The organism is Leifsonia sp. RCC_180 (assembly GCF_058138205.1).
Window position 1 is genome coordinate 2,541,694 of the sequence record NZ_CP200340.1, and the last position, 24,242, is coordinate 2,565,935.

Consider the following 24,242-nt stretch of genomic DNA (forward strand, 5'->3'; position numbering starts at 1 on the left):
CGCAGCGGGCCGGAGCAGCGCGAGTGGTAAGTGGATGCTCGAACGGGACGCGAGTGGCGACAACGTGTCACCGCTCGGGCACGGGGCGGGACGGGATGCCACGCGTACGCACCCCTCGCACGCACCCCCGCCCACGCACCGCACGCGCCACACCCCCCGAGCACGCAGAAGGGGCGGCCTCCCGAAGGAGACCGCCCCTGGGGGGAGCCGCGTTACTTGCTGCTCTTGGTGGCCTGCTGGTATGCCTTCTCGGCCGCGGCCTGCGCGTCCTTGAGGGCCTCACTGGCCGACTTGTTGCCGAGCAGGTACGACTGGATCGCGTTCTGCAGCTCGGTCTGGATCTGCTGACCGGCGGGCGAGGCACCGAACGACTTGCCGCTGCCGACCACGTCGTAGTACGTCGAGATCGCCTTGTCGAAGCCCGCGTTGCCGGACGGCTTCACGTACTTCTCACGAAGCGTCTTGTCCGCCTCCGGGGAGCCGGTGAAGAGGCCGGTGTTGATCGCGCCAGGCGTCTTCTCGATCGTCTTGGCACGGGCCGCACCCGCAGCCTCCCAGGCCTTCTCGCTGGTGAGGTTGAGCGCCCAGGCGCACGCGGCGTCCTTGTTCTTCGCCCCGACCGGGATGACGAACGAGGTGCCGGAGGCGACCGTGAACGGCTTGCCGTCGCTGTCCTTGAACGGGACGGCGCCGATGTCCACCTTGTCGACGAACGGCGTCAGCACGTTGACGTACCACTGGGCGTTGACCTCAGCGCCGACCTGGTCCTTCACGTACTGGTTGTTCTCGCCGAAGAAGTCGAACGAGTCGGTGAAGCTCTTCATCTTGGCGTAGCCGCCCTGAGCGTCGGTGATCTGCTTGAGGACCTCGAGGCCCTTCTCGTTCTTCGGGTCGTCGAGCGTCGGCTTGCCGTCGCTTCCGATGACCTGGCCGCCGTTGGCGAGGAGCCACAGGCCGGCCTGGCCGCTGGCCTGCGGGTCGAAGCCGAGGACGGCCGGGTTACCGCCGGACGCCTTGTACATCTTCTTGACCGCCGCGACCAGCGTGTCGGGCTTGGAGGTGTCGATGTCGGCATCCGTCACACCCGCGGCCTTCATGACGCGCTCGTTGGTGATGATCGCCGGCGGCTGGTAGAACTGCGGCACCGCGTAGATCTTGTCCTTGTACGTGATGTCGTCGACGACCGAGCCGTAGTAGTTCTTCTTCGGGTCGACGTTGTGCACCGAGTAGCACTGGTCGAGCGGCTGGATGAGCCCCTGCGCCGCGTAGGTCGCCACGAACTGGCGGTCCATCTGCACGACGTCGGGGACGTTGCCGCCCGCGACGCGCGTAGTGAACTTCTGCGCGTCGAACGGGGTCTGGTCGATCTTGATCGTGACGCCCTTGAGCTGGTCCTTGGCGTAATCGATGCGGGAGGTGCCGACCTCGTCGGCGTTGTCGAAGCCCCAGGCGTTCAGGCTGCCCTTGGTGTCCTTCGAGAAGTCCCCGCCGGACGAGCTGCCGCCGCTGGAGCTGCAACCGGCGAGGAGCGCCACCGACGCGGTGATTGCCATCGCGGCGAGGGCGGTGTGCCTCTTGTTCATCTGATTTCCCTTCAGTGGTGTCGCAGCGGGCGTCCTCGCCCGTGCGAAGAGGTACGGGATCCCCTGCTGCCGGGGTTTGATGGCGACAGTATGGAAACCTTCCCACATCGCACGCTAATGCAGCGATGAGGCACTTCACAAGGGGACCGGGTGGGGAGAGCCGGTTTTCGTTACTTGATTGTTTCTTACGCTTGAAGTCGCCACTCCTCAAGCCCTAGGGTCGTATGGCAACGATGCCACACGATCCGCGAGGAAGGCCCTGATGCCCCGCATCCGCCGTTTGCTGCTGCTCGGCCACACCCACCACGACGTCGGCTACACCAACAGCCCTCGGATCATCGACGGGATGCACGCGCAGATCGTGCGCGAAGTGCTGCGGCTCGCCGCCGCGGACGACGCCGCGAGCGCCGATGCCGACCGCTTCCGCTGGACTTTCGAGGTCGCCCGGCCGGTGCTGAACTTCCTCCGCTCGGCAACCGACGACGAGGTTCGCGAGCTGCACGACCGCGTCGCCGACGGGACCATCGCTGTCACGGGTGGGTACCTCAACATGACGCAGCTCCCCGATCTCGCCGAATTCGAAGCCGCCTACCGCTCGCTCCGGTCGATCCGCGACGCCGGCATCCCGGTGCGCACCGAGCAGCACGGAGACGTGAACGGCATCGCCTGGGGCGTCGCCGACGCAATGCTCGACGCCGGCATCGAGCGGCTGGTGATGGCGCTGAACCCCGACCACGGCCGGGCGCCGCTGGAACAGCCGAGCGCCTTCTGGTGGGAGGCCCCATCCGGCCGCCGCGTCTTCACCCTCCTGTCGACGCATTACGGCTTCGGCGAGGAGTGGGGCATCGTCGACGGGGATGTGGAGCTCGCCGAGCAGCGCATCCTGGAGTTCGTCGAGCGCCTCGACGCCCGCGACGACTATCCGTTCGACACCGCCGTGGTGCACGCCGGCAACGACAACCGCTGGCCAACCGCCCTGTTCACGCGCGTGGTGCGGCACTGGAACGACCGGCATCCCGACCGGCCGATGGAGACCGCGACCATCGACTCCGCTCTGGATGTGCTTGCCGCGCAGGCGCCGGACGACCTGCCGGTGCTGCGGGGCGAGTGGGCCGAATGGTGGTCGCACGGTCACGGTTCGACCGCCCGTGAGGTCGCGGTGTACCGCGAGGCGCGGCGGTTCGCCCTCTCGGCTCGCGCGGCGCTGCGGCTGGCGGCGCAGCGCGGCGAGGGTGAGCCGGCGCTGGCGACGGTCCTCGGGTACAGGCGCGGGCCGGTGCGGGTGCGCGACGAGCCCGAACTCGAGCAGACGTTCGCCCGCGTGGAGGAGGAACTCCTCCTGTTCGGCGAGCACACCTGGGGCTCGTGGGAGACGTATTCGAAACCGCATTCGCACTTCAGCCACTCGCACTGGAACGCGAAGGCCGCCTTCGCCTACGGCGCATGGGACCTCGCGCGCGATCTCAACGTGGAGGCGCTGTACCGGCTGGCCGCATCGGGCGCCGATCCCGCGCCGGCGGACGGCGTTCTGGTCGCCAACCTCTCCGATGAGCCTCGACGGGAGGCGGTCGAGGCGGAGGTGGACGGGTCGCGACGCGTGACCCTCGTCGCCGACCTTCCGCCCGCATCCGTGGCCGTGCTTCCCGTTCCCGTGAACGAGCCGACGCCACGTGACGGCACCACCCTCGAGGCCGGACGCTTCCGCGCCACCGTCGACCCCGCTCGCGGCGGTGTCGTGTCGCTGGTCGACCTGGCCTCCGGTCGCGAACTCGTCGATCCCGCGTCGCCGCACGGCCTCGGGTCCGTCATCACGGAGTCCGTCACGGCTGCGGGTCGCTCGCACGCGATCTTCGACAACCCGAAGAACTTCAATCCGGCGTTCCCCGGACCGGCGTTCGCGCGGTCGCACGCGGCCTCCAGCACGACGCCGCAGGTCGCCGAGACGGACGCGTACGCCCGCATCCACTGGTCGTCGGAGCTGGACGGGCAGCTCACCGCATCCCACACCCTCACGCTGTTCCGCGGCCTGGACGACATCGACCTCACTGTGAGCATCGCCAAGCCGGAGCGATTCGGGCCCGAGAGCATCTTCGTCGCCTTCCCGTTCGCGGTTTCCGACCCGGAGTTCCTGCTCGAGACGGCAGGCGCCGTGTTCGCGGCCGATTGTGAGCAGCTGCCGGACACCTCCAAAGACTGGTACTCCATCCAGCACGCCATCGGTGTCCGCAGCGCAGACGGCACGGCCGCCGTCCTGTGGGGCACGGTGGATGCTCCCTTGGTGCAGCTGGGCGGCTTCCACACCGGCGAATGGGCCCGCACGCTCGACGCGCAGGCCGGCCACATCAACAGCTGGGTCATGAACAACCTGCACTTCACGAACTTCCAGGCGCGGCAGGAGTTCACGGGCACGCTGCACTACCGGTTCCGGCCGGCGGACGCCGAGGGGCTGCGCGCCGCGGTCGCCGTCTACGGCGCAGGGCTCGCCCTCCCTGTGCAGGCACGTTCGTACAGCGGAATCCTCGGGCGCTGACCACGGCGGGCGCTGACCACGGCACCCGCCGATAGGGTGGTTGACGGCACGCGCGAGGTGCGCGCGTGCCCAGACGTGAGGGGGTGCGCGTGGCTGAGGACGACGGTCTGGCGATCAGGATCCGCGGGCTGCACAAGCGGTTCGGTCAGAAGAACGCTGTCGACGGGATCGACCTGGATGTGCCCTCGGGCAGCTTCTACGGACTCGTGGGCCCGAACGGCGCGGGCAAGACGACGACGCTGAGCATGGCGACCGGGCTGTTGCGCCCGGATTCGGGCGAGGTGCTCATCCACGGCGTCGACATGTGGCGTCAGCCGCTGGTCGCGAAGGCGATGGTCGGCGTGCTGTCGGACGGGGTGCGCCTGTTCGACCGCCTGACCGGCCAGCAGCTGGTGGAGTACGCGGGTCTCCTGAGCGGCATGGACCGCCCGACCGCGCAGCAGCGCACGCACGACCTCCTGCAGTTGCTCGACCTCGAGTCCGCCGGGGGCACGCTCGTCGTGGACTACTCGGCCGGTATGACGAAGAAGATCGCCCTGGCCGGCGCGATGGTGCACGCGCCGCGCGTTCTGGTGCTGGATGAGCCGTTCGAGTCGGTCGACCCGGTCTCGGCGGCGAACATCCGCGACATCCTCCGCACGTACGTCGACGGCGGCGGCACGGTCATCGTCTCCTCGCACGTGATGGACCTGGTCGAGCGGATGTGCGACCACGTCGCCGTCATCACGGAGGGCCGCGTGATCGCCGCCGGTTCGGTGGATGAGGTGCGCGCCGGATCCACGCTGGAGGACCGCTTCGTCGAGCTGGTCGGCGGACGCCGCGTCGGGGAGGGGCCGGAGTGGTTGCGACACTCGTAAGGCTGCGCCTGCTGGTCCTGCGCAACTCGTTCCGACGGAGCACCGGCCAGCTGGTCGCCGTCATCATCGGCGCGGTCTACGGCGCGTTCTTGCTCCTTCTGGTGCTTGGCGCACTGGTCGGGCTGTCGTTCGCGCCGGCCGAGGTCGCCACCACCGCAGTCGTACTCGCAGGTTCGGCCGCCGTGCTCGGCTGGGCCGTCCTCCCGCTTCTGCTGTCGGGCGTCGAGCAGACACTCGACCCCGGCCACCTCGCCGTCTACCCGATCGCTCTGCGGCCGCTCATGCTCGGGATGCTGCTGAGCGGCGCCGTGGGCGTCGCAGGAGCGGCGACATCGCTCGCCTCTCTGGGTACCGCGCTCCCCTGGCTGCGCTCGCCGGGCGTCGCGCTGGTCGCCCTGGTGACCGGCGTGCTCGGGGCGGCGACGTGCATCGTCATCTCGCGAGCCGTGACCTCCATCGCGAGTGGGCTCTCGTCGGGCCGCCGGTTCCGCGAGGCGAGCGGGCTGCTCATCCTCATCCCGCTGATCCTGGCCGGCCCGATCATCATCGGGATCACGAGCGGACTGCGCTCGTCGGCCGACGCCCTGCCCGCCATCGCCGTCGGTCTCGGCTGGTCGCCGCTCGGCGCGGTCTGGGCGGTGCCCGGGGCGATCGCAGCGGGGGATCCGCTCGGCGCGCTCCTGCGGCTCCTCATCGCCGTCGCGACCTTCGCGGTGCTGTGGATGGTGTGGCGCTGGGGACTCGCGCGCTCGCTGGTGACCCCGGCGCGAGCATCCTCTCGGGTGCGCGCTCCCGGCAAGTCGGGGCTCTTCGGGGTGCTTCCGGGGACCGCCGCCGGGGCCATCGCTGCGCGCTGCCTGACCTACTGGTTCCGCGACCCGAGGTACTTGCGGCAGCTTCTCGTCATCCCGCTGCTCCCCGCCGTCATGTGGTTCTATGCGAGCATCAACCACTCGACCGGCTACATCTTCGCGGCCGCGCCAGTCGTCGCGTTCTCCCTGGGGATCGGGATGATCGCCGACGTCTCGTACGACTCGACGGCGTTCGCGCTTCACGTCTCCAAGGCCGTCCCCGGGCGAGCGGACCGGTGGGGGCGCGCCTCGGCCTTGCTGACGTTCGCCGTGCCGGCCGTCATCCTCATCGTGATCGGATCCGCCGCGTTCGAGGGCGACTGGCTACCCGCTCCCGGACTGCTCGGGCTCTCCCTCGGGATGCTGCTGAGCGGTGTCGCCGTCTGCTCGGTGACCTCTGCGCGCTTCGTGTTCCCCGTGCCGGAACCGGGCGACAACCCGTTCCGGTCGCGCCCGGGCTCGAACATCTCGTTGCTCGGCCCGACGTTCGCAGCCTGGGGCATCATCGCCGTGCTCTGCCTGCCCGAGATCGTGCTGCTGGTGATGTCGCTCGTCACGCGCGAGGCGGTGTGGGGCTGGCTGGCGCTCGCCCTGGGCGTGGTGCTGGGCTCGGTGCTGGTGGTAGTCGGCGTGCGGATCGGTGGGCGCGTGCTCGACGCGCGGGCGCCGGAGCTGCTGCTCCAGTTGCGCAAGGACGGCTGACCCGCCTCCGCGTCGCCGTCCAGTTGTCACGACACGCCGTCGGCGCAGGTCGCCGGACGGCGTGTTGCGTCAACTGGACGGGATGGGCGGGTCACGAGGAGGCGGAGGGGGCCGTTCGGCGGGCCTGCATCTTCATGGCGTTGCCGCATCCCGCCATGGTGCACCAACGGCTGGAGCGGTTCTTGGAGTAGTCGTAGTACGCCCAGCGGCAGGTGGCTCGGTCGCAGACCTTCAGGCGCGGCCAGCTGCCGTCTTCGCGGGAGGCGCGTACCGCATCCAGCACACCGGCGAGAGCGCTTCGGACATCGTCGCCGGCGGCGGGGGCGAGCTCGAACGACGCCGACGGACCGAACGCGACCCGCACCGGCAGGCCGGCGAGCGCGTCATCCAGACGCCGGAGCGCCTCCGGATCGGCGTCGTGGCCGGCGTGCGTCGCCAGCACGCTGCGCAGGCCCTCGCGGACGGTCATCGCCAGCGCGAGATCGTCGGCGTCGGCCGCGATGTCGGCAGGCCGGGCGCCGAGCAGACCTCGCGCGTCGAGCCAGGCCACGAGGTCGGACGGCTGCTCCCAGCCCTCTTCGTCCTCCTGGTACTCGACCGTGTTCACGAAGTCCCGCACCAGCCGCGCCGACGCGGGGATGATCTCGTCTTCTCGCTGGAACGCGAGATCCGTCTGCCGACCCATGACACCAGCATACGCACTTGACAGGTGTAAGACCAGCGTGCAGTCTGGCGATACACCGGCAAAAACCGATAGCTGGGGTTGGAGGTCATCGTGGATCAGTCAGCACTGCCTTGGACGGGAGCGCCGCCGCGCGCGCAGAACACGCCGACGTTCGCGAGGTGGATACGCATCCACTACCGCGCGATGCGCGTGCGACGCCTCACCCGACGCGCCGAACGCGACCCGTGGACGGACCACGTCTCACCCTGGATGTACTGGGGCCTGCACCGCTGAGCGGCTCGGCCGGCGACGAGCGGGCCGCGTCAGCCCGCGAGCGTCTGCTCGCAGGCGAGCAGCGTCACCCCGACGCTCCAGGCGTGCGACAGCGTGAGCAGCATCCCCTTCGGCTGGAAGCACTCTGTCTGGTAATAGCGCTCGCTTACCATCCCGCGGTAGGCGTTGAAGTCGCCGTCCTCCCGCGCGATGAACTGACGGAAGCACGCCAGCGTCTCGTCCGCGCGCTCCGCGTAGTGCGGGTCGCCGAGGGCGGCGGAGAGCTCCCGCAGCTCGGCGGTGCAGACCAGTCCGTATGCGTGCAGGTGCTGGTTCGACGGCGACGCGTTGTCCGCCCCGCGCGTGCGGAAACCGTAGGCGCCGAGCAGCGTGTGCTGCGGGAACGAGACGTCGTAGCTGTAGCGGAAGGTCAGCATCCAATCGGCGGCGCGGCGTGCGACATCGAGCCAGTGCGCGTCTCCGGTCGCCCGGTGCAGCGCGACGTAGGCCATGACGGCGGCGTAACCGTCTTCGGAGGTGGGGGCGAGGTCCACATCCTCCGGGGCGCCGTGCACGAACTCGCGGTCGACGAACTGCTCGTAGTAGCGGCCGGCAGCGAGCGCGGCGGGAAGGTAGCGGTCATCGCGATCCGCGGCCTCTACGAGCGCGGCGATCCAGGTGAGTCCCGACGCTCCCGACCAGGAGAGCACCTCGCCGGTCTCCGCGTGGTGCACCGAGCCGAGGTTGCCGTCGGCGCGCTGGCGACCGACGACGACATCGAGGTTGGAGCGGATGGCGTGCTCCCACTGCCGGTGCGGCGCGAGACCCTGGGCGCGCACCAGGAACAGGGTCGCCTCCGCCAGCGTGCGCGAGTGCAGGCCGCGCTTGAGCTCGGTCCAGCTCTGCGTCCAGCCGTGATCGCGGTACCAGACGCCCCAGAACGTGCCGGACGGGGACAGGGATGCGGTGATGAAGTCGATGACGCGCTCGGCCGCATCCACTTCGTCGGCGCGCGACGTGCGCAGGCCGTGGGACAGCAGCGCGTACGCCCACGGGATGCCGCTCACCCAGCCGACGTGCATCGCCTGCCGGTCGACGCTCAGCCCGTCGCGGCCGCTCACCTCGCGGTCGAAGCCGACGGTCTCCAGCAGCACGCCGGGGTCGGGGTCGTAGTGCCACGTCAGCAGCCCCTCGGCGGTGAGGTCGGCCGCGGTCGCCACATCCACCCACGGGTCGAGCGGTGCCGAGGGCGCCGACTCGGCATGCAGGGCGCGCAGGATGGGCGCGTAGGAGTGACGGGATGCGGCCAGCTCGAAGACGCGGACGGTGAGGTCCACGGTCTCCCCGGGGGTGAAGACGTGGGTGGCGACGTCAGCCGGGCGGGGCCGTGCGTCGCCGTAGTAGGTGACCGGGAACTCGCGGTACGGGAAGCGGAGGCTGACCCTCGCGTCGCCCCACTCCGCGTCGTGGGCGAGCCCTAGGCCGGTGAGACCGAGTGGCGTGGTCTCGTCCGCCGCGAGGGCGACGCCACCGTGGTCGGGACCGGCCCAGGCGAAGACGGCAGGCGTGGCCGCGCGGTCGGCGCGGAACTCCCAGGCGTCGCTGACCAGGGCGTCGTGCTGCTCCGGCGAGTCCGCCCCGATCTCGAAGCGCGGGAACGCCCGGGCGTTCTCCGCCGGCCGGTTCTCGCCGTAGAACGCACCCGGGATCAGCCACCACGGGTCGTCGGCGCCGTGCACCGGCGCCTCGACCAGCACCGACCCGTCGGCCGGCTCGTCGCCGGTGTAGGCGACGTGCAGGGTGAGCCGCCAGCCCGGCTCGGCCGGGCTCCACTCCTGCCGCACCTCGACAGCGTCTGCCGCAGGACCGACGACGCTGACGCAGACCTCGGGATGCGGGCTCACGACAGCGGGCGCTCGATCAGGTCGACCTCCCGCACGGGCTCTGCCGGGTCGGCCGGGACGACGAAGGTGCGCAGTTGTGACGGACCGAAGTCCTCCTCGATGGTGCGTCCGAGAAGCGGCAGCTCGATCCGTGACCGGCCGGCCTCACCGCGTGTCTCCACCGCGCGCACCACGACGTCGGCGCCGCCGGGCGCTTCCGTCGCATCCTCGGTGCCCTTGAGCGCCGTGACCATGACCGCTCCGGAGCCGTCACCGGCGAACGAGTTCACCGGGGGCAGCGCGCCGTCGTGGAACGACTCCTGCATCGCCCGGACCGGGTTCCCCAGCACGAGGGCCCGACGGATCGGGTCGGCCGCGCGCCAGTCGCCGGCGTGCGGGACCAGCTCGTAGCTGAACCGCTGCACGCCCTGATCCTGGAACGAGTAGATGCCCTCGGGGTCGAGCAGCCGGGGGTCGTGCCACGAGTAGACGGGGCTGCGAACGGCGGTGACGCCGATGCTGGGCTGGCCGCTGTTCTCAGCGTGGGCCGGGCTCACATCGTAGGCGTGCTTGTTCGTGGTGATGACGGTGAGGCCGGCCGCTTTGCCGTCGACCGCGCCGGACAGATCCACCCACGACTGCGCAGGCTCCTCCGCGCCGTCGACCGGGCGCTCCAGGTGCCCGAACGGGATCTCGTAGGTCGTCGTCGGGTCCTTGAGCACGGTCGGGAAGCGCAGCTTCAGCAGGTGCGCCTGCTCCCGCCAGTCGAGCGTGACGTTGACCCGCAGCACCGGCGAGTCGTGGTCGAGGATGAGCTCCTCGACCAGAGTGGATGCGCCCCACGCGCGCTCGATGCGCACGCGCGAACGCAGGGGCCCCGTCTCGCGCACGACGATGCGCTTCAGCTCCATCGTGGCGCCCGGCCAGGCGTACGAGACGACGCGGTGGCCCCAGGTGTCGGTCGGGTCGTCGTTGATCTGGGTGTGCTGCGCGCCATCGACACCGGCCATCACATCCACACCGGTCGCCTTGTTCAGGTAGGACGAGATCCAGCCCGTCTCCTGGTCGATCTGGATGCGGACGTGCTCGTTCTCGAGGGTGTCCGCGGTGACGGTGAGCCCGCTGGCGGCGGCACCCGGGCCCGCGCCGGGGCGCAAGCGGTACAGGCGGTAGCCGAGGGCGGGCACGTCGGCGCGGAACACGACGGCGCCGCGCGAGATGTCATCCGTCGTCGCGGTGGACTGCGAGTTCTGGAAGACGACCGGCTCGCCGTTCTCGTCGACCACGTGCACGCCGCCCCGCTGAGCGCCGTACTGGAAGTCGACATCCACCGACACCGGCCAGGCGTGCGGGTTGAAGACGAGGACCGGCTGCGTGCCGTCCTCACGGTCGACCTGCACCTGGCGGGCGATGACGTTGTGGGCGCGGGTCACGATCCGCTTCGAGATCGACACGGCCTCGCCGAGCTGATCGCGCGCGTCGTCGTACGACGGCTCGATCGCCGAACCCGGCAGGATGTCGTGGAACTGGTTGAACAGCACCTGCTTCCACGCCGTCTCCAGCTCATCGCGCGGGTACGCGACGCCGTCGGTGGCGGCGACGACGGCCGCCCAGCGCTCGGCGTTCAGCACGGCGAACTGGGCGCGGCGCTGCCATGCCTTGATGCCGGAGTGCGACGAGTAGCAGCCGGGAGCGTGGTGCTGCAGGTCGTCGCGGCGCACCGGGAGGGCGTCGAGGAACGCCTCGCCCCGTCCCAGCACCTCGTCGAAGTACGTGCGCGGTGAGGACATCGTCATCCTTCCGAAGGAGCCCATCCGGTCGTAGCGGTGGATCGACTCGATGTTCGCGATGGTCGGGCCTCCGCCGTGGTTGCCCACGCCGTAGAAGACCATGGCGGTCGCGTTCTCGCCGAAGCCGACGCTGCGGTCGAGCGACGCCAGCGACTTCTCCGTCTGGCCGTCGACCGAGCCGGGCGGGCTCCCGTACTCGAACGGGATGCGGTAGGCCAGCACGCGGGAGCCGTCGGGCGCCTCCCACCAGAACAGCGAATCCCCGAAGTCCGACTCGTGCGGGCCGGGGCGCAGGAAGGTGTACGAGTCCATACCCTGGCCGCGGAGGATCTGCGGCAGCATCGCGTTGTGCCCGAACGGGTCGACGTTCATGCCGACAGTCGACGGCGTCCCGAAGCGCGACTCCAGGTAGCGCTGGCCGTAGAGGCCCTGCCGGACGAAGCTCTCGCCCATCGGCATGTTGTTGTCCGGCTCGACCCACCAGCCGCCGACGTTCACCCAGCGGCCCTCGGCGACGCGCTGTTTGATGCGCTCGAAGAGTTCGGGATCGGACTCCTCGACCCAGCTCAGCAGCACGATCTGGTCGCAGGTGAAGATGAAGTCGGGGTACTCATCCATGCGGTGGATGGCCGACCAGAAGGTCGCGCGGGCCTCCTGGTAGCCCTCCTGCCACGGCCACAGCCACACCGGGTCGAGGTGCGCGTTGCCGATCATGTGGAGGGTGCGCTGCGGGGTCGCGGTGGGGCGCTTCGCGGCCGGGAGGTCGCGCGGCTGCGTGCCGGCGGGGGCGTTCGCGACGGGGGCGTCGCGGTGCGCGGCGCTCGCCGCTTCCGTGCGCTCATCGGCCGCATCCACCGCGATCTTCTCCGGAGTTTCTCCGCCCACGCGCGGCGTGTCGACCGGAGAAACTCCGGAACCGTTGGCTGGGGTGGTGGGGGGCGTCACAGGGCGTACTCCTCGTCGCCGTCGGCCCAGGCGTCCACGAGTTCGGAGAGCACGTGGAGCATGAACGTGTGGAACTCCTGGATCCTCGGGGTGGTCGTGGACGGGCTCAGCAGCGCGTAGTCGGCGAACTGCTTCGCCGGACCGCCATCGCCGCCGCCGAACAGCACCGTCGTGGCGCCGACCGACTTCGCCGCTTCGAGCGCTGAGACGATGTTCGCACTCCGGCCGCTCGTCGTGAAAGCCGCGACGACATCCCCCGGGCGCGCGAGGCCGAGCACCTGGCGCGAGAAGACGTCGTCGTACGAGTAGTCGTTCGCGATGCAGGTCATGGTGGTCGGGTCGGTGCTGAGCGTGACCGCGCCGAGCGGCCGCCGGTCGCGCTTGTAGTGCCCGATGATCTCGCCGGTGAAGTGCTGGGCGTCCGCGGCGCTGCCGCCGTTGCCGAACGTATAGAGGATGCCGCGCTCCGCGAACGCGTCGCAGAGCACCTTCCCCACCTCGCGCAGCGCCGGCAGGAGCTTCTCGCCCTGCTCGGCGACCTGGATGTGCGCCTCCAGCTGCTCACGCATCCACTCAGCCACGGTGGGCTCCCTTCTGTGAGACGCCCGCACCTGCGAGCCGGTCGAGACGGTCGAAGGCGACGGCACCCGCGCCGACGACGCAGACCACGTCGCCGAGGCCCGCCAGCACGACGGTGGATGCTGCGGCCGCGGGCGGCATGGCGTCGGCCGCCACGCGCTCCCGGACCGGGACGAGCAGGGCGTCGCCCGAGCGGGTCACGCCGCCGCCGAGCACGACGAGGTCGGGCTCGAAGACGTTGACGAGGTCCGTCAGCGCGGTGGAGAGGGCGTCGACCGTCTCCTGCCAGAGCTCGGTCGCGAGGGTGTCGCCCGCGGCTGCCGCGGCCACGACATCCTCCGCCCGCACCTCGGGAAGCTCGGCGAGCGACGACCCGGCGCCGCGCTCGGCGACGGCTTCGCGGGCGCGCTGAGCGATCGAGGTCCCGGACGCGTAGCCCTCCAGGCAGCCGCGGCGGCCGCACAGGCAGGGCCGGCCGTCGGTGCGCACCATGACGTGACCGAACTCGCCGCCGTTGCCGGCGGCACCGCGGTGCAGGCGGCCGTCGATGACGGCGCCGCCGCCGATGCCCGTGGAGATCGTGAGGTAGACCATGGTGTCGGCGTCGCGTCCCGCACCGTAGCGGAACTCGCCGAGAGCGCCGGCGGTCGCGTCGTTCTCGAGCACAGCGGGGATGCCGAACTCACGCTCGGCCAACTCGACGATCGGCAGGTCGATCCAGCCGGGCAGGTGCAGCGGACCGGTCAGCACGCCGGTCTTCGCGTCGAGCGGACCACCGCACGAGATGCCCACGGCCTCCACCTGGAGTCCGGATGCGGCGATCGCCCGGTGGCCCATGTCGAAGAGCCTGGGAACGATCGCACCCGGACCCTCCTCGCGGCGTGTGGGTTCGACGATCAGTGCGTGGGTTCGGCCGTCTTCCGTCACGACACCGACGGCGAGCTTCGTGCCGCCGATGTCGAGTGAGAGGACGGCGCGGAGGCCGTTTGCCATCATGTCCTTCCGAGGGTGCACGACCACGACTGCGCTGGTGGATCGTGTGGGATCGTTCCCACAGATACTAGGACGAGGCGGGGTGCCGGGTCAACACGGCGCGTGCGCTGCGCGCGTCCTCCGCGCATCCTGCGCACGCTCTGCGCACGCCCCTCGCCGCATCCCGCGCCTCTCCCCCTCGTGAGGTGCTCGTAGTTGCGCGGTGCCTCGGCGGGTCGACAGCAACTGTGAGCACCTCGCGAGTATGGCGGGTTGCGCGAGCGGCAGGCCGGGCGTAACGTACAACCAAATGGTTGTAGATGAGATGACGGATGCCGAGGTCGATCGCATCTTCCAGGCCCTGGCGGATGCGACACGGCGGGACATCGTGGCGCGATCGCTCCAGGGGGAGCACTCCGTTAGCGAGCTCGCCCGGCAGTACGACATGAGCTTCGCGGCGGTGCAGAAGCACGTCGCGGTGCTCGAACGGGCGGGGCTCGTCCACAAGCGCAGCCGTGGACGGGAACGCGTGGTGTCCGGCGACCCGGAGACCATCCGGCGCGCGTCGCGACTGCTCGGCGCCTACGAAGAGCTCTGGCGCCGTCGGGATGCGGCGATCGACGGCATCCTCGCCGCAGAGAACGAACGCACCACCGAACACGAGAGGAACGAACGATGACCTTCGTCGAGTCGAACAAGGACGTGGATGCGCTGACGCTCACGTTCGTCACCGAGTACGCCGCACCGCAGGAGCGCGTCTGGCAGCTGTGGTCGGATCCGCGCCAGCTGGAGCGCTGGTGGGGTCCGCCGGAGTGGCCGGCCACGTTCGAGGTGTTCGAGTTCGAGCCTGCGGGGCGCGCCACCTACTACATGACCGGACCGGACGGCACGAAAGCCCGCGGCTGGTGGCGCTTCGTCGCCATCGAGCCGCCCGCGCAGCTCGCCCTCGACGACGGCTTCGCGGACGACGACGGCAACCCGGCCCCCGGCGAGCCGGTGCGGATGACGACCACGCTCGAGGAGAGCGACGGTCGCACGCGGATGACCCAGGTCTCCCGGTTCGCCAGCGTCGACCAGCTCAACGAGATGGTCGCGATGGGCATGGAGGAGGGCCTGCGCCTCGCCCTCGCCCAGATCGACGACCTCCTCGCCGCCGACGTCGCCCGCTGACCGTCCCGCAGGTCAGGGGGCGTCGAGGAAGGCCAGGAGGTGGGGGAGCGTGCGGCGCAGCGAGGAAGGGTCGCCGGCGGCGGCCAGACGCTCCCCGAGGTAGTCGCCGTGGATGCCCGGGACGATGAGGAGGCGCGCGTCCGGCAGCAGGGAGGCCACCTCCACGAAGTGCTCCGCCCGCACGACGTCGTGGTCGGCGCCGACCACCAGGGTCGGCGCCGCGATCGACGTCAGCAGTTCGTCGGGAAAGTCCTCGAAGCCGAGCATCAGCTCCTGGTCGAGGTCGAACATGCGCCGCGCGTGCTCGGGGTCGCGGCTGACCGCGAGGTCGGCGTCCCGGTACGGCGCGGGCAGGTCGTCGAAGGTGCCGGCGGCGAGGCCGTCCCAGAAGCCGTCCACCATCGCCGACCGCCGCGTCGGCGCCGAGGCGACGATCAGCCGGCGCACGGCGGACGGATGCCGGGCTGCGAGCTGCAGGGCGACCTGGCCTCCGTTGCTGAAGCCGAGCACATCCACTTCTCCGAGTCCCAGCTCGCGCAGCACCGCCGCGACGTCGTCGGCCGAGCCCTCGAAGCTGGCGGGCCGGTCGCCGGGAGTCGTGCGTCCGTGACCCTGCAGTTCGACGGCGAGCACCGACCGGGTCGGCGCGACCAGCGGTAACAGCAGTCCCCAGTTCGACTCGATCGTCGAACCGCCGCCGTGGATCAGCAGCAGCGGCGGACGCGGCGAATCCGGGTCGCCGTGCCACTCTCGGTAAAGCCGGATGCGTTCCACGCCCGCAGGCTAGCCGAGCGGCCGTCGACGTGTCGAGACCGGTCGGACGCTACGCGGGTGCGTGCTCCGCACTCGGCGCGACCGTGTCCACCACCGCGTCGCCCGCCTGCCCGTACCGGACCGCCCCGATCGTCACGTCCGCCGCCAGCCGCTGCCGCTTCCGCACATCCGCGGTCGCCCGCACGGCGAACCGCAGCCGAACCGTCTCGCCCGCACCGGCCACGACGGAGTTCGGCTCCGGTTCGCTCCACCCCTCGGGCGTCACCAGCCGGGCGACCACCTCGCGGGCCTCGTCGTAGGCGTTCACCACGACGACCTCGTACTCGAGTTCGGCACCCGCCTCGACGCGCTGGTAGAACGGCTCGACGAGAACCAGGTTGCCGTCGGCCGGCGGCAGCATCCCGTCGTCGGGCAACAGTCCGTTGTGGATGGCCGCGAGCTCGTCGCCCTGCTCGGTGAGCAGCTGGAGGTAGTCCTCATCCACTTCGCGGCCCTGCCAGTGGCCGGTGATCATCAGACCGGGTGCGACCCGGCGGTACAGCGCGGCGCTCTGGATGAAGTCGTCGCGGCGGAACCGGTTGCGGTACTGGTAGTTGAGGATCTCCCTCTGGACGCCGAGCCGCCCCTCCGCGGTCTGCTGGTCGCCCGTCGCCAGCACGCGGACGCCGTCGACCTCGAACTCGAAGGCGGCGGCGTACAAGGTGTGACCGGGCAGCTCGTGCGTGACGAACTCGTACTCGCGCCAGCGCACCGTCTCGCCCAGGCCGAGCACGCGGTCGGCGGGGATGGGCTCGAACCACTGGCACGGCAGGTCTGTGCGCATCGGGTCGGCCATGATCGGCGCCACGTTCTCGGGAAGCCAGACCTGGGTGCCTTCGACGTCGCGCAGCAGGTTGAGCCCGGCGATGTGGTCGTCGTGGTAGTGCGTTCCGAGCACGACTTCGACCGAGGTGACGCCGAAGTCGCGCTTCAGCGCGGGCAGCGAGGCCAGCCACGGCCGGCGGGCGGCCCGGTCGGTTCCGGCCGGCCAGCCGGTGGACATGTCGTAGCCGTAGTCGATGAACAGCGCGGCGCCTGAGTCGCTCAGCAGCACGTACACGCACGAGTTGGCCGTGCGGTTCAGGAGCAGATGGTCGGTGAGCCGGACGAAGGGACGCTCCAGCCAGTCGCGCAGATCCCACGGGTTGGTGCGGCGGGAGTCGACGTACTCGCTCATCCGGCTGGCGAGCTGGTCGAGCGCATCCGCCGCATCCGCCATGGGTTCGCCGTGAGAGGGGAGCAGGATGCTCGGCTCCTCCTCCTGCAGCAGCAGACAGGAGAGCACGTTCATCGCCGGGCCCTCGTTCTCGGTGTACGACCACTGCGTCGCGGCAAGGGACCAGACCTTGCCGGGCGCGTAGATGAGGTCGCCGGTGAACGCGACGCGCGCATCCCCGCTGTCGATCAGGTAGGTGACCGACCCCATCGTGTGACCGGGCGTCGGGATGGTCTTGACCTCGACGCCGCCGAAGCGAGCCGTCCTGTATTCAGGAACGGTGCCCGCGACGGGTACCGGATCGAGCAGCGAGAAGCGGTCCTGCCGCAGGTTGTAGTCGTTGTAGAGCGACCGCGCCGACCACATCTCGTCGACCCGGGCGAACAAATCCTGTTCGACCGGCGGGACGAAGATCGGGATGCCCGCGGCGGCAGCGCGCGGGAGACCCTGGCCCTGGTCGCGGTGGTGGTGCGTCATCAGGACGGCGTCGAGCGTGTCGAGGCCGAGCTCGCCGAGGTGGTCCAGCACGTCACCCGACCCGAAGTCGACGGCGATCGCACCGGACGCGCCGGCGGCCGGCGTCACGACGTACACGTTGCACGTGTCCGCGAACCGGTGCACGCCGGGAGCGACCTCGGTGAACGAACTCATACGGAGGTGGACTCCTTCTCGGCGCGGTCGCCGGCGCCGTCATCGTGGGCAACGGCGGCCCGGGCCGCCCGGTACTCGCGCCAGAGCTCGGCGATCTCATCCAGGTCGCCGTCGGTCACATCCTCGCGGCTGTTGTCGATGGACTCGACGTAGTACAGCGCCGGCACTCCGAGCTCCGGCTGGATGCGCGCGTACGCGAGCCACTCCTCGCGGTTCGGCATCGGCCACTGGTCCGTGTCGATGGGGTGCTCGGGAAGCGCGGCCGCAGCGATGTCGTGGCGGAACCGCAGCTGGTCGCCGACGGGAACCGGCTCGCCGTGCACCGAGTCCTCGAGCACGTCGTTGAGGCGCACCATGTCGGTCACATCCGAGAACGAGGGGTGGATGGTGTGGGTGACGACGAGCGCATCCGGCTTTGCCGCCTTCGCCGCGTCGTGGATCGTCTTCACGATCGCGTGCAGGGCGCTGATGCCCCAGACGCCGTCCGCGTGCGTGCGAAGGCTCACGCCGGAAGGCGCGCGCTGGGTGAAGTCGACCTTGAAGCCGTCGGCGTCGAGTCCGTCCGGAGAAAGCATCCGCGTCACCTGCTCGGCGAGCGCCTCCAGGTAGGCGGGGTTGGAGGGGTCGACGGCGACGGGACGACCGAACGCGTCCCGCACGGTGAGCTCCGGCGGCAGCCCCGCCGGGTCCCACGCCTTGAACCACAGCAGGACGCGCTGGCCGGCCGCATGCCGTTCGTCGATCCAGCCGCGCAGGTCTGGCCACTTCTCGGTGTCGACCGTGTTGGTGCCGTAGTCGGCCTGCCAGCGGTCGTCGATGACGACGGTACCCGGGTGGATGTCGCGCTCGGCCAGGCGGCGCAGCCACCGGTCGTACAGGTACTGACGCGCAAGGTCGGGTGCGAACGCGGCGCCGGCCGGGAGCACGAAGCCGTCGGCGTTGTCGGTCGCGAGCGCCTCGCCCTCGTGGCTCATCCGGACGGCGAGCGCGCACTGCGCGCCCCAGCCGCAGAAGATCGGCTCGTGCCACCAGTCGGCGGAGTCGCCCGGGGCCGGAGCCCACCCGCGCTCAGCGAGGTCGTCCCGGTAGTCGCGGATCGCGGTGAGCGGCGCGCCCGCCGGCCGCAGCACGAACTCGGGCGACACCCATCCGCCTGCCCGCACCACGGTGTGCCCCTCGTAAGTGAGCCGCAGCAGGAAGCCGCCGTCGATCACGTCGTAGCGGTACGTCGTGAAGCTGAGCTGTCCGATCGGGGCGACCACCGAGACCCCGAGCCAGTCACCGACCGGCATGTCGGTCGGGCCGTGCGGCGCGTCCGGCGAGATCGACGGGCGACCCAGCGCGAAGACGAGCGGCGGCGGCGAGAAGATGCCGTGCAGGCGGCCGGGCTCCGCATCCCCGACGACGCCGAGCTGCGCCTGGGTGTTGGACAGCCGGACCACCTGGATGGGCTCGGTCGGCGTCGGCACGAAGACCGACGGGAAGCGGATGCCCGAGCGGAAGGTCCCGGCGGCGCCCGACGGGAGGGCCGCCTGGCCGCCGAACATGGTCAGGTCGGTCAGGCGGGCGTCGTCGTCCTCGGTCGTCACCTCGACGCGCGCACGCACCTCCTGCGGGGTGCAGTGCAGGACGACCGCCTTCGTCGCCCACGCGCTCGAGTCGGTGAGCACGGTGACGCGCACGGAGCCGTCCGGCTGCTCCTCGACGGTGACGGCGGTGGGGCCGGACGACTCGTCCGGCAGGCCGACCCGGTCGACGCTGGCGACGAGCGAGAGGTCGCTCCAGAGTTCGCCGTCGGGCCCCGCGATGGTGGCGCGGGGCCGGGTGAGCGCGACGCCGAGCGTGTACGCCGGGGCGACGAGCACGACCTCGGTCGCGCTGCGGGTGACGGTGATGTCCTGAATGGTCTGCATGGTCCTCGGGGTGGGGGATGAGGCGAGTGAGGGTCAGAGCGCGGCGAGCGCTTCGACGGTGTCTATGGTGAGCGGGTCGCTGTGGAGCGGGTCGGCGGTGAGCGGGCCGCCGGCATGCGTGGTGCGGATGCTGAATCGAGGTTCCGGGGCGAACGCGACGCGCAGGGTGGCGCGCTCGTCGCCGAGCGTCCACTCGAGTTCGAGTGAGCCGTCGGCATCCACACGGTAGCCGAAGTCGCCGGCGAAAGCCGGATGCGTCGACCGCAACCGCACGAGCGCCAGCTGCGCCCGTGCGACGTCGCTCGCGAGCGCGGCATCCACCTCGTCCTGCGTGTAGCGGTGACGGTTGACGTCGCGGCCCTGACCGGTCTGCTTGAACAGCGCGATGTCGTCCAGCCCGCCGAGCAGTCCGACGTAGTAGAGCTGCGGCTTGCCCGGCAGCCACAGCTGCACGGCGCGGGCGAGGAGGTAGCTGCGGGCGTCGCCGCCGAGGGCGGAGAGGAAGGTGGCGTTGATCTGGTGCGGAAGGCTCATCCACGCCGGGACGACGGACGCGAGCGTCGAGTGCCCGTTCGTGGCGACGGCCGCGCTCTCGAAGATCGCCGCCATCTCGTCCTGGTCGATGAGGCCCGGGCGGTCGCCGGAGGGACCGGCGTCGATGATGCCGATGCCGTCGTGCGTGTCGAGCACGGTGATCGCGTTCTGCGGGCGGATGCGCAGCCACTCGGCCAGCCGGTCGGACGTTCCGGTGCCGAGGCTGTGGAGGAGGAGCGGGGCCAGCGCGAAGTCGTAGACGTAGTCGACGAGCGGCGCGATGGCGAGCTGCTGGCTGTAGTGGGCGTGCACCTCGACCAGGACACGCAGATCCTCACCGCGGGCTAGACGGACGATCTCGCGCACGAACTCGAGCGTCTCGGGCGTCATGAAGCTGTCGGTCCCCGGCGTCTTGACCGCGTAGCCGACGGCGTCGAGGCGGACCGTCGTCACGCCGCCCGCGCGCAGCGTCGCCAGCGTGGTCCGCAGGTATTCGCGAGCGCGATCGTTCGCCACGTCGAGGTCGACCTGGCTGGGCATGAAGGTGGTCCAGACCAGGCGGCGGGTGCCGTCGGCCATCCGATAGGCGGTGAACGGCAGTCCCGGGCGCGGGCGGTAGAACGCGGTGATCTCCGCCTCCGACGCGCCGTCGGGGAACACCGTGTCGAAGGTGAGGAACATCCCGTCGTGGGCCGACTCGTAGCCGAGCGCGAGCCAATCCACGAACTCGGCGGACTCGCTGGAGACGTGGTTGACGATCAGGTCGACCGTCACCTCCCGTCGCTCGGCGATCGCGCGGACGTCGTCCCAGGTGCCGAGCCGAGGGTCTACAGCGCGGTGGTCGATCGGGTCGAAGCCCGCGTCCGCGCCGTCGAAGGGCACGAAGAAGGGCAGGATGTGCACGCCGGCGAAGTCGCGCAGCGGACCGTCGAGCAGTGCGCCCAGTCGCGGCAGGTCGCCGCCGAGGCGGTCGGCGTAGGCGAGGAGGTCGACGCCGGTCACGAGGTCGCCGCCGGTGTCGGTGTCGATGTGCCTGTCGCTTCCTCGGAGGTTCCGCCGGACCCGGGATGCGCCGGCCGGTTCGCGCTGGCGTCCGGCTGTCCCGGGTCCGACGGGGTCAGGGCCTCCGCGAGCCGGGCGACGCCGCCGGCCGGGGAGGTGAGGACGGGGATGTCGACGCCCGCCGATTCGGCGGCCGCTGCCATGGACGCCTGGGCCAGCACGATCACGGTCGCGGGCTCGCCGCCTGCGGGGTTCGCCGCGTCGCGCACGGCGTCCGCGATCAGGCGGTCGTGGCCGGCCTGATCGCCGGCGGCGCGCGCAGCGGCCGCCCCCTCGACGACGGAAGCGGTGACGGTCGCATCGATCCGCTGCGCCGCCGCCTCCCGCTCGATCAGTCGCGTGGTCGGTCCGAGCGTCGCGGTGTTCGTCGCGAGCACGGCGATCCGCCCAGCCCCGATCCGCCCAGCCAACAGCTCCTGAGTTTCTCCGTGGCTCGACGGCGTGTCGGACGGAGAAACTAAGGAATCGATTGCTTGGGCGGCCATGGCGGCGTCTACGCGGATGACGGGGACGGAGCGCGGGAGGGTGGCGGCGGCCTCCTCGGCGGCCTCCCCGATCGACGAGCAGGTGACGAGGATGGCGTCCGCACCCGACTCGGCCAGGTGACGAAGGTGGGAGGCGACGCGGTCGCGCACCGCGGGGGTGACTCCCTCGGCGATGGCCGTCTCGAGCATCCACGCGTCGACGACGTGCTCGCGCGCGACACCGGGGACGGCCTCGGCGACGAGTGCGTCGAAGGTGGGCGCCAGCGCCGGCACGGTGTGCAGCAGCCCGGCGATCATCAGGCGTCCTGCCACGGCCGCGCGAGACGATCGACCACGTCGATGAGCGCCTCGAGGCGCGGCACGGACAGGTCGCGGAGGGCGGACGGCACGTCGTCGCGGCCGACCACGTCGCTCCACAGCGCACGACCGGCGAGGAACCCGCTGGCTCCTGCGCGGCACGCGGCCTCGACGGCCGGCAGGAACGCCGGGCGGTCGACGCCCTGCGACAGCACCACCCATGGCCCGGTGATGGAGGCATTTAACCGCTCGCTCGCATCCCGCTGTTCGGTCGCGCTCCCGGTGCCCGACATCGGCACCTGCACCTTGTAGAGGCTTTGGCCGAGCGGGGACAGCTCGGCGGCCGCCTCGCGGATAGCGACGTCGAGGTCCCAGGTTCCGGCATCCAGCTCCTCCGGCGTCGCACGGACGACCGGCTCGAGCACCGAGAGCACGCCGCGCGCGCGGCACTCGGCGACGAAGCGCTCGACCAGGCGCACGCGCTGCTCACGCTTGGCGTCACGCCGCCAGATGATCAGCAGCTTGAGGGCGGAGACCCCGGCCAGGTCGGTCTGCGTCAGCACGACCTCGTCGAGAGCGGTCTCCTCGACCGGGCCGCCGTCCTCCTGGGTGAGAGCATCGGCGGCGAGGATGAGGCCGGTGCTCGCCGGGAGCACATCCCGAACCGCCTCGAAGCCGTAGTGCCGGTCGATGAGGAACCCGGAGGCGAGCGGGCCGAGCGCCTCGGCGACGTCCAGCTTGAACCGGATCAGCACGTCGTCCGCCGGACGCCCAGCGCCGGCGAGGTCGAACATGTGGCGCAGGCTCTCCCGCTGGTCCATCGCGACCATCGCGAGGCCGCCGGACGGGCGGGCGATGGCGTTCAGGTCGAGGGCGGGACGGGAGGTGGTGTCGGTCATGCGGGTTCCTTGTCGTGGTGCGTCGCCGCGGCCACGAAGGCGTCCAGCAGAGCCGGATCGCCCGCGGATGCGGCGCTGTCGGCGCTGCGCAGCGGCAGCGTGGTCGTGAGGCCGGTGACGCGGTGGGCGGCCAGCATGGCGGCGCCGGTCGCGACCGGTTCGGCGGCGTCGACCCGGCGGAGGGTTCCGGGGACGAGGCGCTGCTTGAGCCGCCACCAGGCGCCGTTCGCGGCGCCGGGTCCGCCGAGGACGGCGAGCGCGGCGCGGCGCGGGCCGGCGAGGGCGGTCTGGGCCGCATCCATCCACGCGAGCTGCAGCGCGAGACCGGCGAGCACGGCGGTGAGGGTGGCGGCGGGGTCGGCGAGGCGAGTGGATGGGGTGGATGCGGCGGCCGCGCCGTCGCGCGCCCCCAGATCGACGAGTCTCAGGTCGACCAGTCTCAGCGTCGCCGACGGATCGGGGGCCGGGGCTTGGCGCCCGCGCAGGTAGGGCAGCATGACGGCCTCGACCGCACCGTCGGCGTGCGCGAGCGCCTGCTGCAGCACGTCGTTCCGGTCGGCCCCGGGCAGCAACACGGCGAACGCCCATTCGACCAGCGCACCCGCGGTCGGGTTGCCGGCGAGCAGGGACTCGTGCCGGCCGTCGACGGTGCGGGCGAGGCTCATTCCGGTGCGTCGCGCGCTCTCGCGGTCGACGCCGCTCACGACGCGGAGCAGGGCCTCCGCGGTCCCGACCGAGTCGGCGGCGTCGCGGGGCGAGCGCACACCGGCCGCCCAGGCGCCGACCGCGTGGTCATGCCCTGCGGCGACGACCGGGATGCCCGCCGGAAGTCCGAGGGCCGCGGCGGCGCTCGGTGTGAGCGTCCCTGCCGTCTCCCCGGGGAGGACAACGTGCGGGAACCGGTCGGGGGTCAGGCCGGCCAGCGAGAGGAGGTCGGGGTCGAACGACGGCGCCAGGTCGGACTCACGGGCCGGGAGCCGGTACGCCATCGTGCGCGCCGCGAGCGTGTGATCGGTGACCGCTTCGCCGGTGAGCGCGGCGATCACGAGCCCGTCGGCGCCGAGCCACCGGGCGTCGGCGAGGCGCGCGTCCCCGTCGTCGGCGAGGCGCAGCCAGTGGGTCAACGGCGACTTGGCGGGGACGGGGACACCCGTCGCCGCGTACAGCGCCTCGGCGCCGGCGACGGCGGCCAGGCGGTCGCCGGCGGACGTGTCGCCGTCGGCCCAGCGCAGCAGGTCGCCCCGGGGGTGGCCGTCGGGAGCGGTGAGGCAGCCGGTCTCGCCCATCGACGCGACCCCAATGGCCGCGATCGGGTGCGGGCTATCGGCGGCGACCTCCCGGATCGCGCCGAGCACGACCGCCTGCAGTCCCGCGCCGGTGGTCGGCGTCGGCACGGTCAACGTCCGCTCTTCGCGTGCGCCGTCGCCGAGCACGGCCAGCACCACCTTGGTATTGGTGGTGCCGACATCCACGCCGAGGGCGGCAGAAGCGGGGGTCACTGCTCTATTCTGTTCACTTCTGAACATTCGAGTCAAGATTTGTGCGCTTGTTGACAAGTGCTCGGAGCAGCCGC

At 71.1% G+C, this 24,242-nt stretch carries 19 protein-coding genes; 6 read left to right on the plus strand and 13 right to left on the minus strand.

What is annotated here, in order from left to right:
- Positions 1-212: 212 nt before the first annotated feature.
- A complete protein-coding gene (locus AB7E03_RS12550) occupies positions 213-1,583 on the minus strand; it encodes an ABC transporter substrate-binding protein (protein WP_489941731.1) in 1,371 nt (456 codons plus the stop codon).
- 262 nt (positions 1,584-1,845) lie between these two features.
- Here AB7E03_RS12550 and AB7E03_RS12555 point away from each other — a divergent pair, with 262 nt between their 5' ends.
- The 3 genes from AB7E03_RS12555 (at position 1,846) to AB7E03_RS12565 (ending at position 6,523) form a co-directional block, all read left to right on the plus strand.
- Entirely contained in the window at positions 1,846-4,113 is a 2,268-nt protein-coding gene (locus tag AB7E03_RS12555) for a glycoside hydrolase family 38 N-terminal domain-containing protein (protein ID WP_489941732.1), read from the plus strand.
- 83 nt (positions 4,114-4,196) lie between these two features.
- On the plus strand, positions 4,197-4,970 hold the full coding sequence (locus tag AB7E03_RS12560) for an ABC transporter ATP-binding protein (RefSeq protein ID WP_489942909.1): 774 nt from the start codon (positions 4,197-4,199) through the stop codon (positions 4,968-4,970).
- A complete protein-coding gene (locus tag AB7E03_RS12565; RefSeq protein ID WP_489941733.1) occupies positions 4,952-6,523 on the plus strand; it encodes a transporter in 1,572 nt (523 codons plus the stop codon). The genes AB7E03_RS12560 and AB7E03_RS12565 overlap by 19 nt, the downstream gene beginning before the upstream one ends.
- A 91-nt stretch (positions 6,524-6,614) precedes the next feature.
- On the opposite strand, the gene AB7E03_RS12570 is transcribed toward AB7E03_RS12565, so the two are convergent.
- Complete coding sequence (locus tag AB7E03_RS12570; RefSeq protein ID WP_489941734.1) at positions 6,615-7,208, minus strand: CGNR zinc finger domain-containing protein; 594 nt, start codon at positions 7,206-7,208, stop codon at positions 6,615-6,617.
- Positions 7,209-7,298: 90 nt separating this feature from the next.
- On the opposite strand from AB7E03_RS12570, the gene AB7E03_RS12575 reads away from it, so the two are divergent.
- Complete coding sequence (locus AB7E03_RS12575; RefSeq protein ID WP_489941735.1) at positions 7,299-7,481, plus strand: hypothetical protein; 183 nt, start codon at positions 7,299-7,301, stop codon at positions 7,479-7,481.
- Positions 7,482-7,510: 29 nt separating this feature from the next.
- Here the strand turns inward: AB7E03_RS12575 and AB7E03_RS12580 are convergent, their stop codons facing one another.
- The 4 genes from AB7E03_RS12580 to AB7E03_RS12595 are packed head-to-tail and all read right to left on the minus strand — an operon-like array spanning position 7,511 to position 13,653.
- Positions 7,511-9,364 (minus strand): hypothetical protein, encoded by a 1,854-nt coding sequence (locus AB7E03_RS12580; protein ID WP_489941736.1) that lies wholly within the window; start codon positions 9,362-9,364, stop codon positions 7,511-7,513.
- Positions 9,361-12,078, minus strand: coding sequence for an alpha-mannosidase (locus AB7E03_RS12585; RefSeq protein ID WP_489941737.1), 2,718 nt, complete (start codon positions 12,076-12,078; stop codon positions 9,361-9,363). The genes AB7E03_RS12580 and AB7E03_RS12585 overlap by 4 nt, the downstream gene beginning before the upstream one ends.
- Positions 12,075-12,659 carry a D-sedoheptulose-7-phosphate isomerase gene (locus tag AB7E03_RS12590; RefSeq protein ID WP_489941738.1) on the minus strand — a complete coding sequence of 195 codons (585 nt, stop codon included), beginning with the start codon at positions 12,657-12,659 and terminating at the stop codon, positions 12,075-12,077. Before AB7E03_RS12590 ends, AB7E03_RS12585 begins: the two co-directional genes overlap by 4 nt.
- A complete protein-coding gene (locus tag AB7E03_RS12595) occupies positions 12,652-13,653 on the minus strand; it encodes an ROK family protein (RefSeq protein ID WP_489941739.1) in 1,002 nt (333 codons plus the stop codon). Before AB7E03_RS12595 ends, AB7E03_RS12590 begins: the two co-directional genes overlap by 8 nt.
- A gap of 286 nt (positions 13,654-13,939) precedes the next feature.
- Between AB7E03_RS12595 and AB7E03_RS12600 the strand changes: the two genes are divergently transcribed.
- Positions 13,940-14,308: an ArsR/SmtB family transcription factor gene (locus AB7E03_RS12600; RefSeq protein WP_489941740.1), complete on the plus strand. Its 369-nt coding sequence runs from the start codon at positions 13,940-13,942 to the stop codon at positions 14,306-14,308.
- Positions 14,305-14,799: an SRPBCC family protein gene (locus AB7E03_RS12605; protein WP_489941741.1), complete on the plus strand. Its 495-nt coding sequence runs from the start codon at positions 14,305-14,307 to the stop codon at positions 14,797-14,799. The genes AB7E03_RS12600 and AB7E03_RS12605 overlap by 4 nt, the downstream gene beginning before the upstream one ends.
- Before the next feature lie 12 nt (positions 14,800-14,811).
- On the opposite strand, the gene AB7E03_RS12610 is transcribed toward AB7E03_RS12605, so the two are convergent.
- The 7 genes from AB7E03_RS12610 to AB7E03_RS12640 are packed head-to-tail and all read right to left on the minus strand — an operon-like array spanning position 14,812 to position 24,168.
- A complete protein-coding gene (locus AB7E03_RS12610) occupies positions 14,812-15,573 on the minus strand; it encodes an alpha/beta fold hydrolase (protein ID WP_489941742.1) in 762 nt (253 codons plus the stop codon).
- Between the two features lie 49 nt (positions 15,574-15,622).
- Positions 15,623-17,479: an MBL fold metallo-hydrolase gene (locus AB7E03_RS12615; RefSeq protein WP_489941743.1), complete on the minus strand. Its 1,857-nt coding sequence runs from the start codon at positions 17,477-17,479 to the stop codon at positions 15,623-15,625.
- Positions 17,476-19,392, minus strand: a complete 1,917-nt coding sequence (locus AB7E03_RS12620; protein ID WP_489941744.1) for a hypothetical protein — start codon at positions 19,390-19,392, stop codon at positions 17,476-17,478. The genes AB7E03_RS12615 and AB7E03_RS12620 overlap by 4 nt, the downstream gene beginning before the upstream one ends.
- A 33-nt stretch (positions 19,393-19,425) precedes the next feature.
- A complete protein-coding gene (gene gtfA / locus AB7E03_RS12625) occupies positions 19,426-20,928 on the minus strand; it encodes a sucrose phosphorylase (RefSeq protein ID WP_489941745.1) in 1,503 nt (500 codons plus the stop codon).
- Complete coding sequence (locus AB7E03_RS12630; protein ID WP_489941746.1) at positions 20,925-21,785, minus strand: hypothetical protein; 861 nt, start codon at positions 21,783-21,785, stop codon at positions 20,925-20,927. Before AB7E03_RS12630 ends, gtfA begins: the two co-directional genes overlap by 4 nt.
- Positions 21,770-22,669, minus strand: coding sequence for a hypothetical protein (locus tag AB7E03_RS12635; RefSeq protein WP_489941747.1), 900 nt, complete (start codon positions 22,667-22,669; stop codon positions 21,770-21,772). Before AB7E03_RS12635 ends, AB7E03_RS12630 begins: the two co-directional genes overlap by 16 nt.
- Positions 22,666-24,168: an FGGY-family carbohydrate kinase gene (locus AB7E03_RS12640; RefSeq protein WP_489941748.1), complete on the minus strand. Its 1,503-nt coding sequence runs from the start codon at positions 24,166-24,168 to the stop codon at positions 22,666-22,668. Before AB7E03_RS12640 ends, AB7E03_RS12635 begins: the two co-directional genes overlap by 4 nt.
- Positions 24,169-24,242: the final 74 nt, after the last annotated feature.

Coding starts and splice junctions, on each gene's coding strand:
- AB7E03_RS12620 (WP_489941744.1), bottom strand. CDS start 19,392: ATGCAGACCATTCAGGACATCACCGTCACCCGCAGCGCGACCGAGGTC.
- AB7E03_RS12615 (WP_489941743.1), bottom strand. CDS start 17,479: ATGAGTTCGTTCACCGAGGTCGCTCCCGGCGTGCACCGGTTCGCGGAC.
- AB7E03_RS12635 (WP_489941747.1), bottom strand. CDS start 22,669: ATGACCGACACCACCTCCCGTCCCGCCCTCGACCTGAACGCCATCGCC.
- AB7E03_RS12550 (WP_489941731.1), bottom strand. CDS start 1,583: ATGAACAAGAGGCACACCGCCCTCGCCGCGATGGCAATCACCGCGTCG.
- AB7E03_RS12605 (WP_489941741.1), top strand. CDS start 14,305: ATGACCTTCGTCGAGTCGAACAAGGACGTGGATGCGCTGACGCTCACG.
- AB7E03_RS12595 (WP_489941739.1), bottom strand. CDS start 13,653: ATGATGGCAAACGGCCTCCGCGCCGTCCTCTCACTCGACATCGGCGGC.
- AB7E03_RS12600 (WP_489941740.1), top strand. CDS start 13,940: ATGGTTGTAGATGAGATGACGGATGCCGAGGTCGATCGCATCTTCCAG.
- AB7E03_RS12570 (WP_489941734.1), bottom strand. CDS start 7,208: ATGGGTCGGCAGACGGATCTCGCGTTCCAGCGAGAAGACGAGATCATC.
- AB7E03_RS12555 (WP_489941732.1), top strand. CDS start 1,846: ATGCCCCGCATCCGCCGTTTGCTGCTGCTCGGCCACACCCACCACGAC.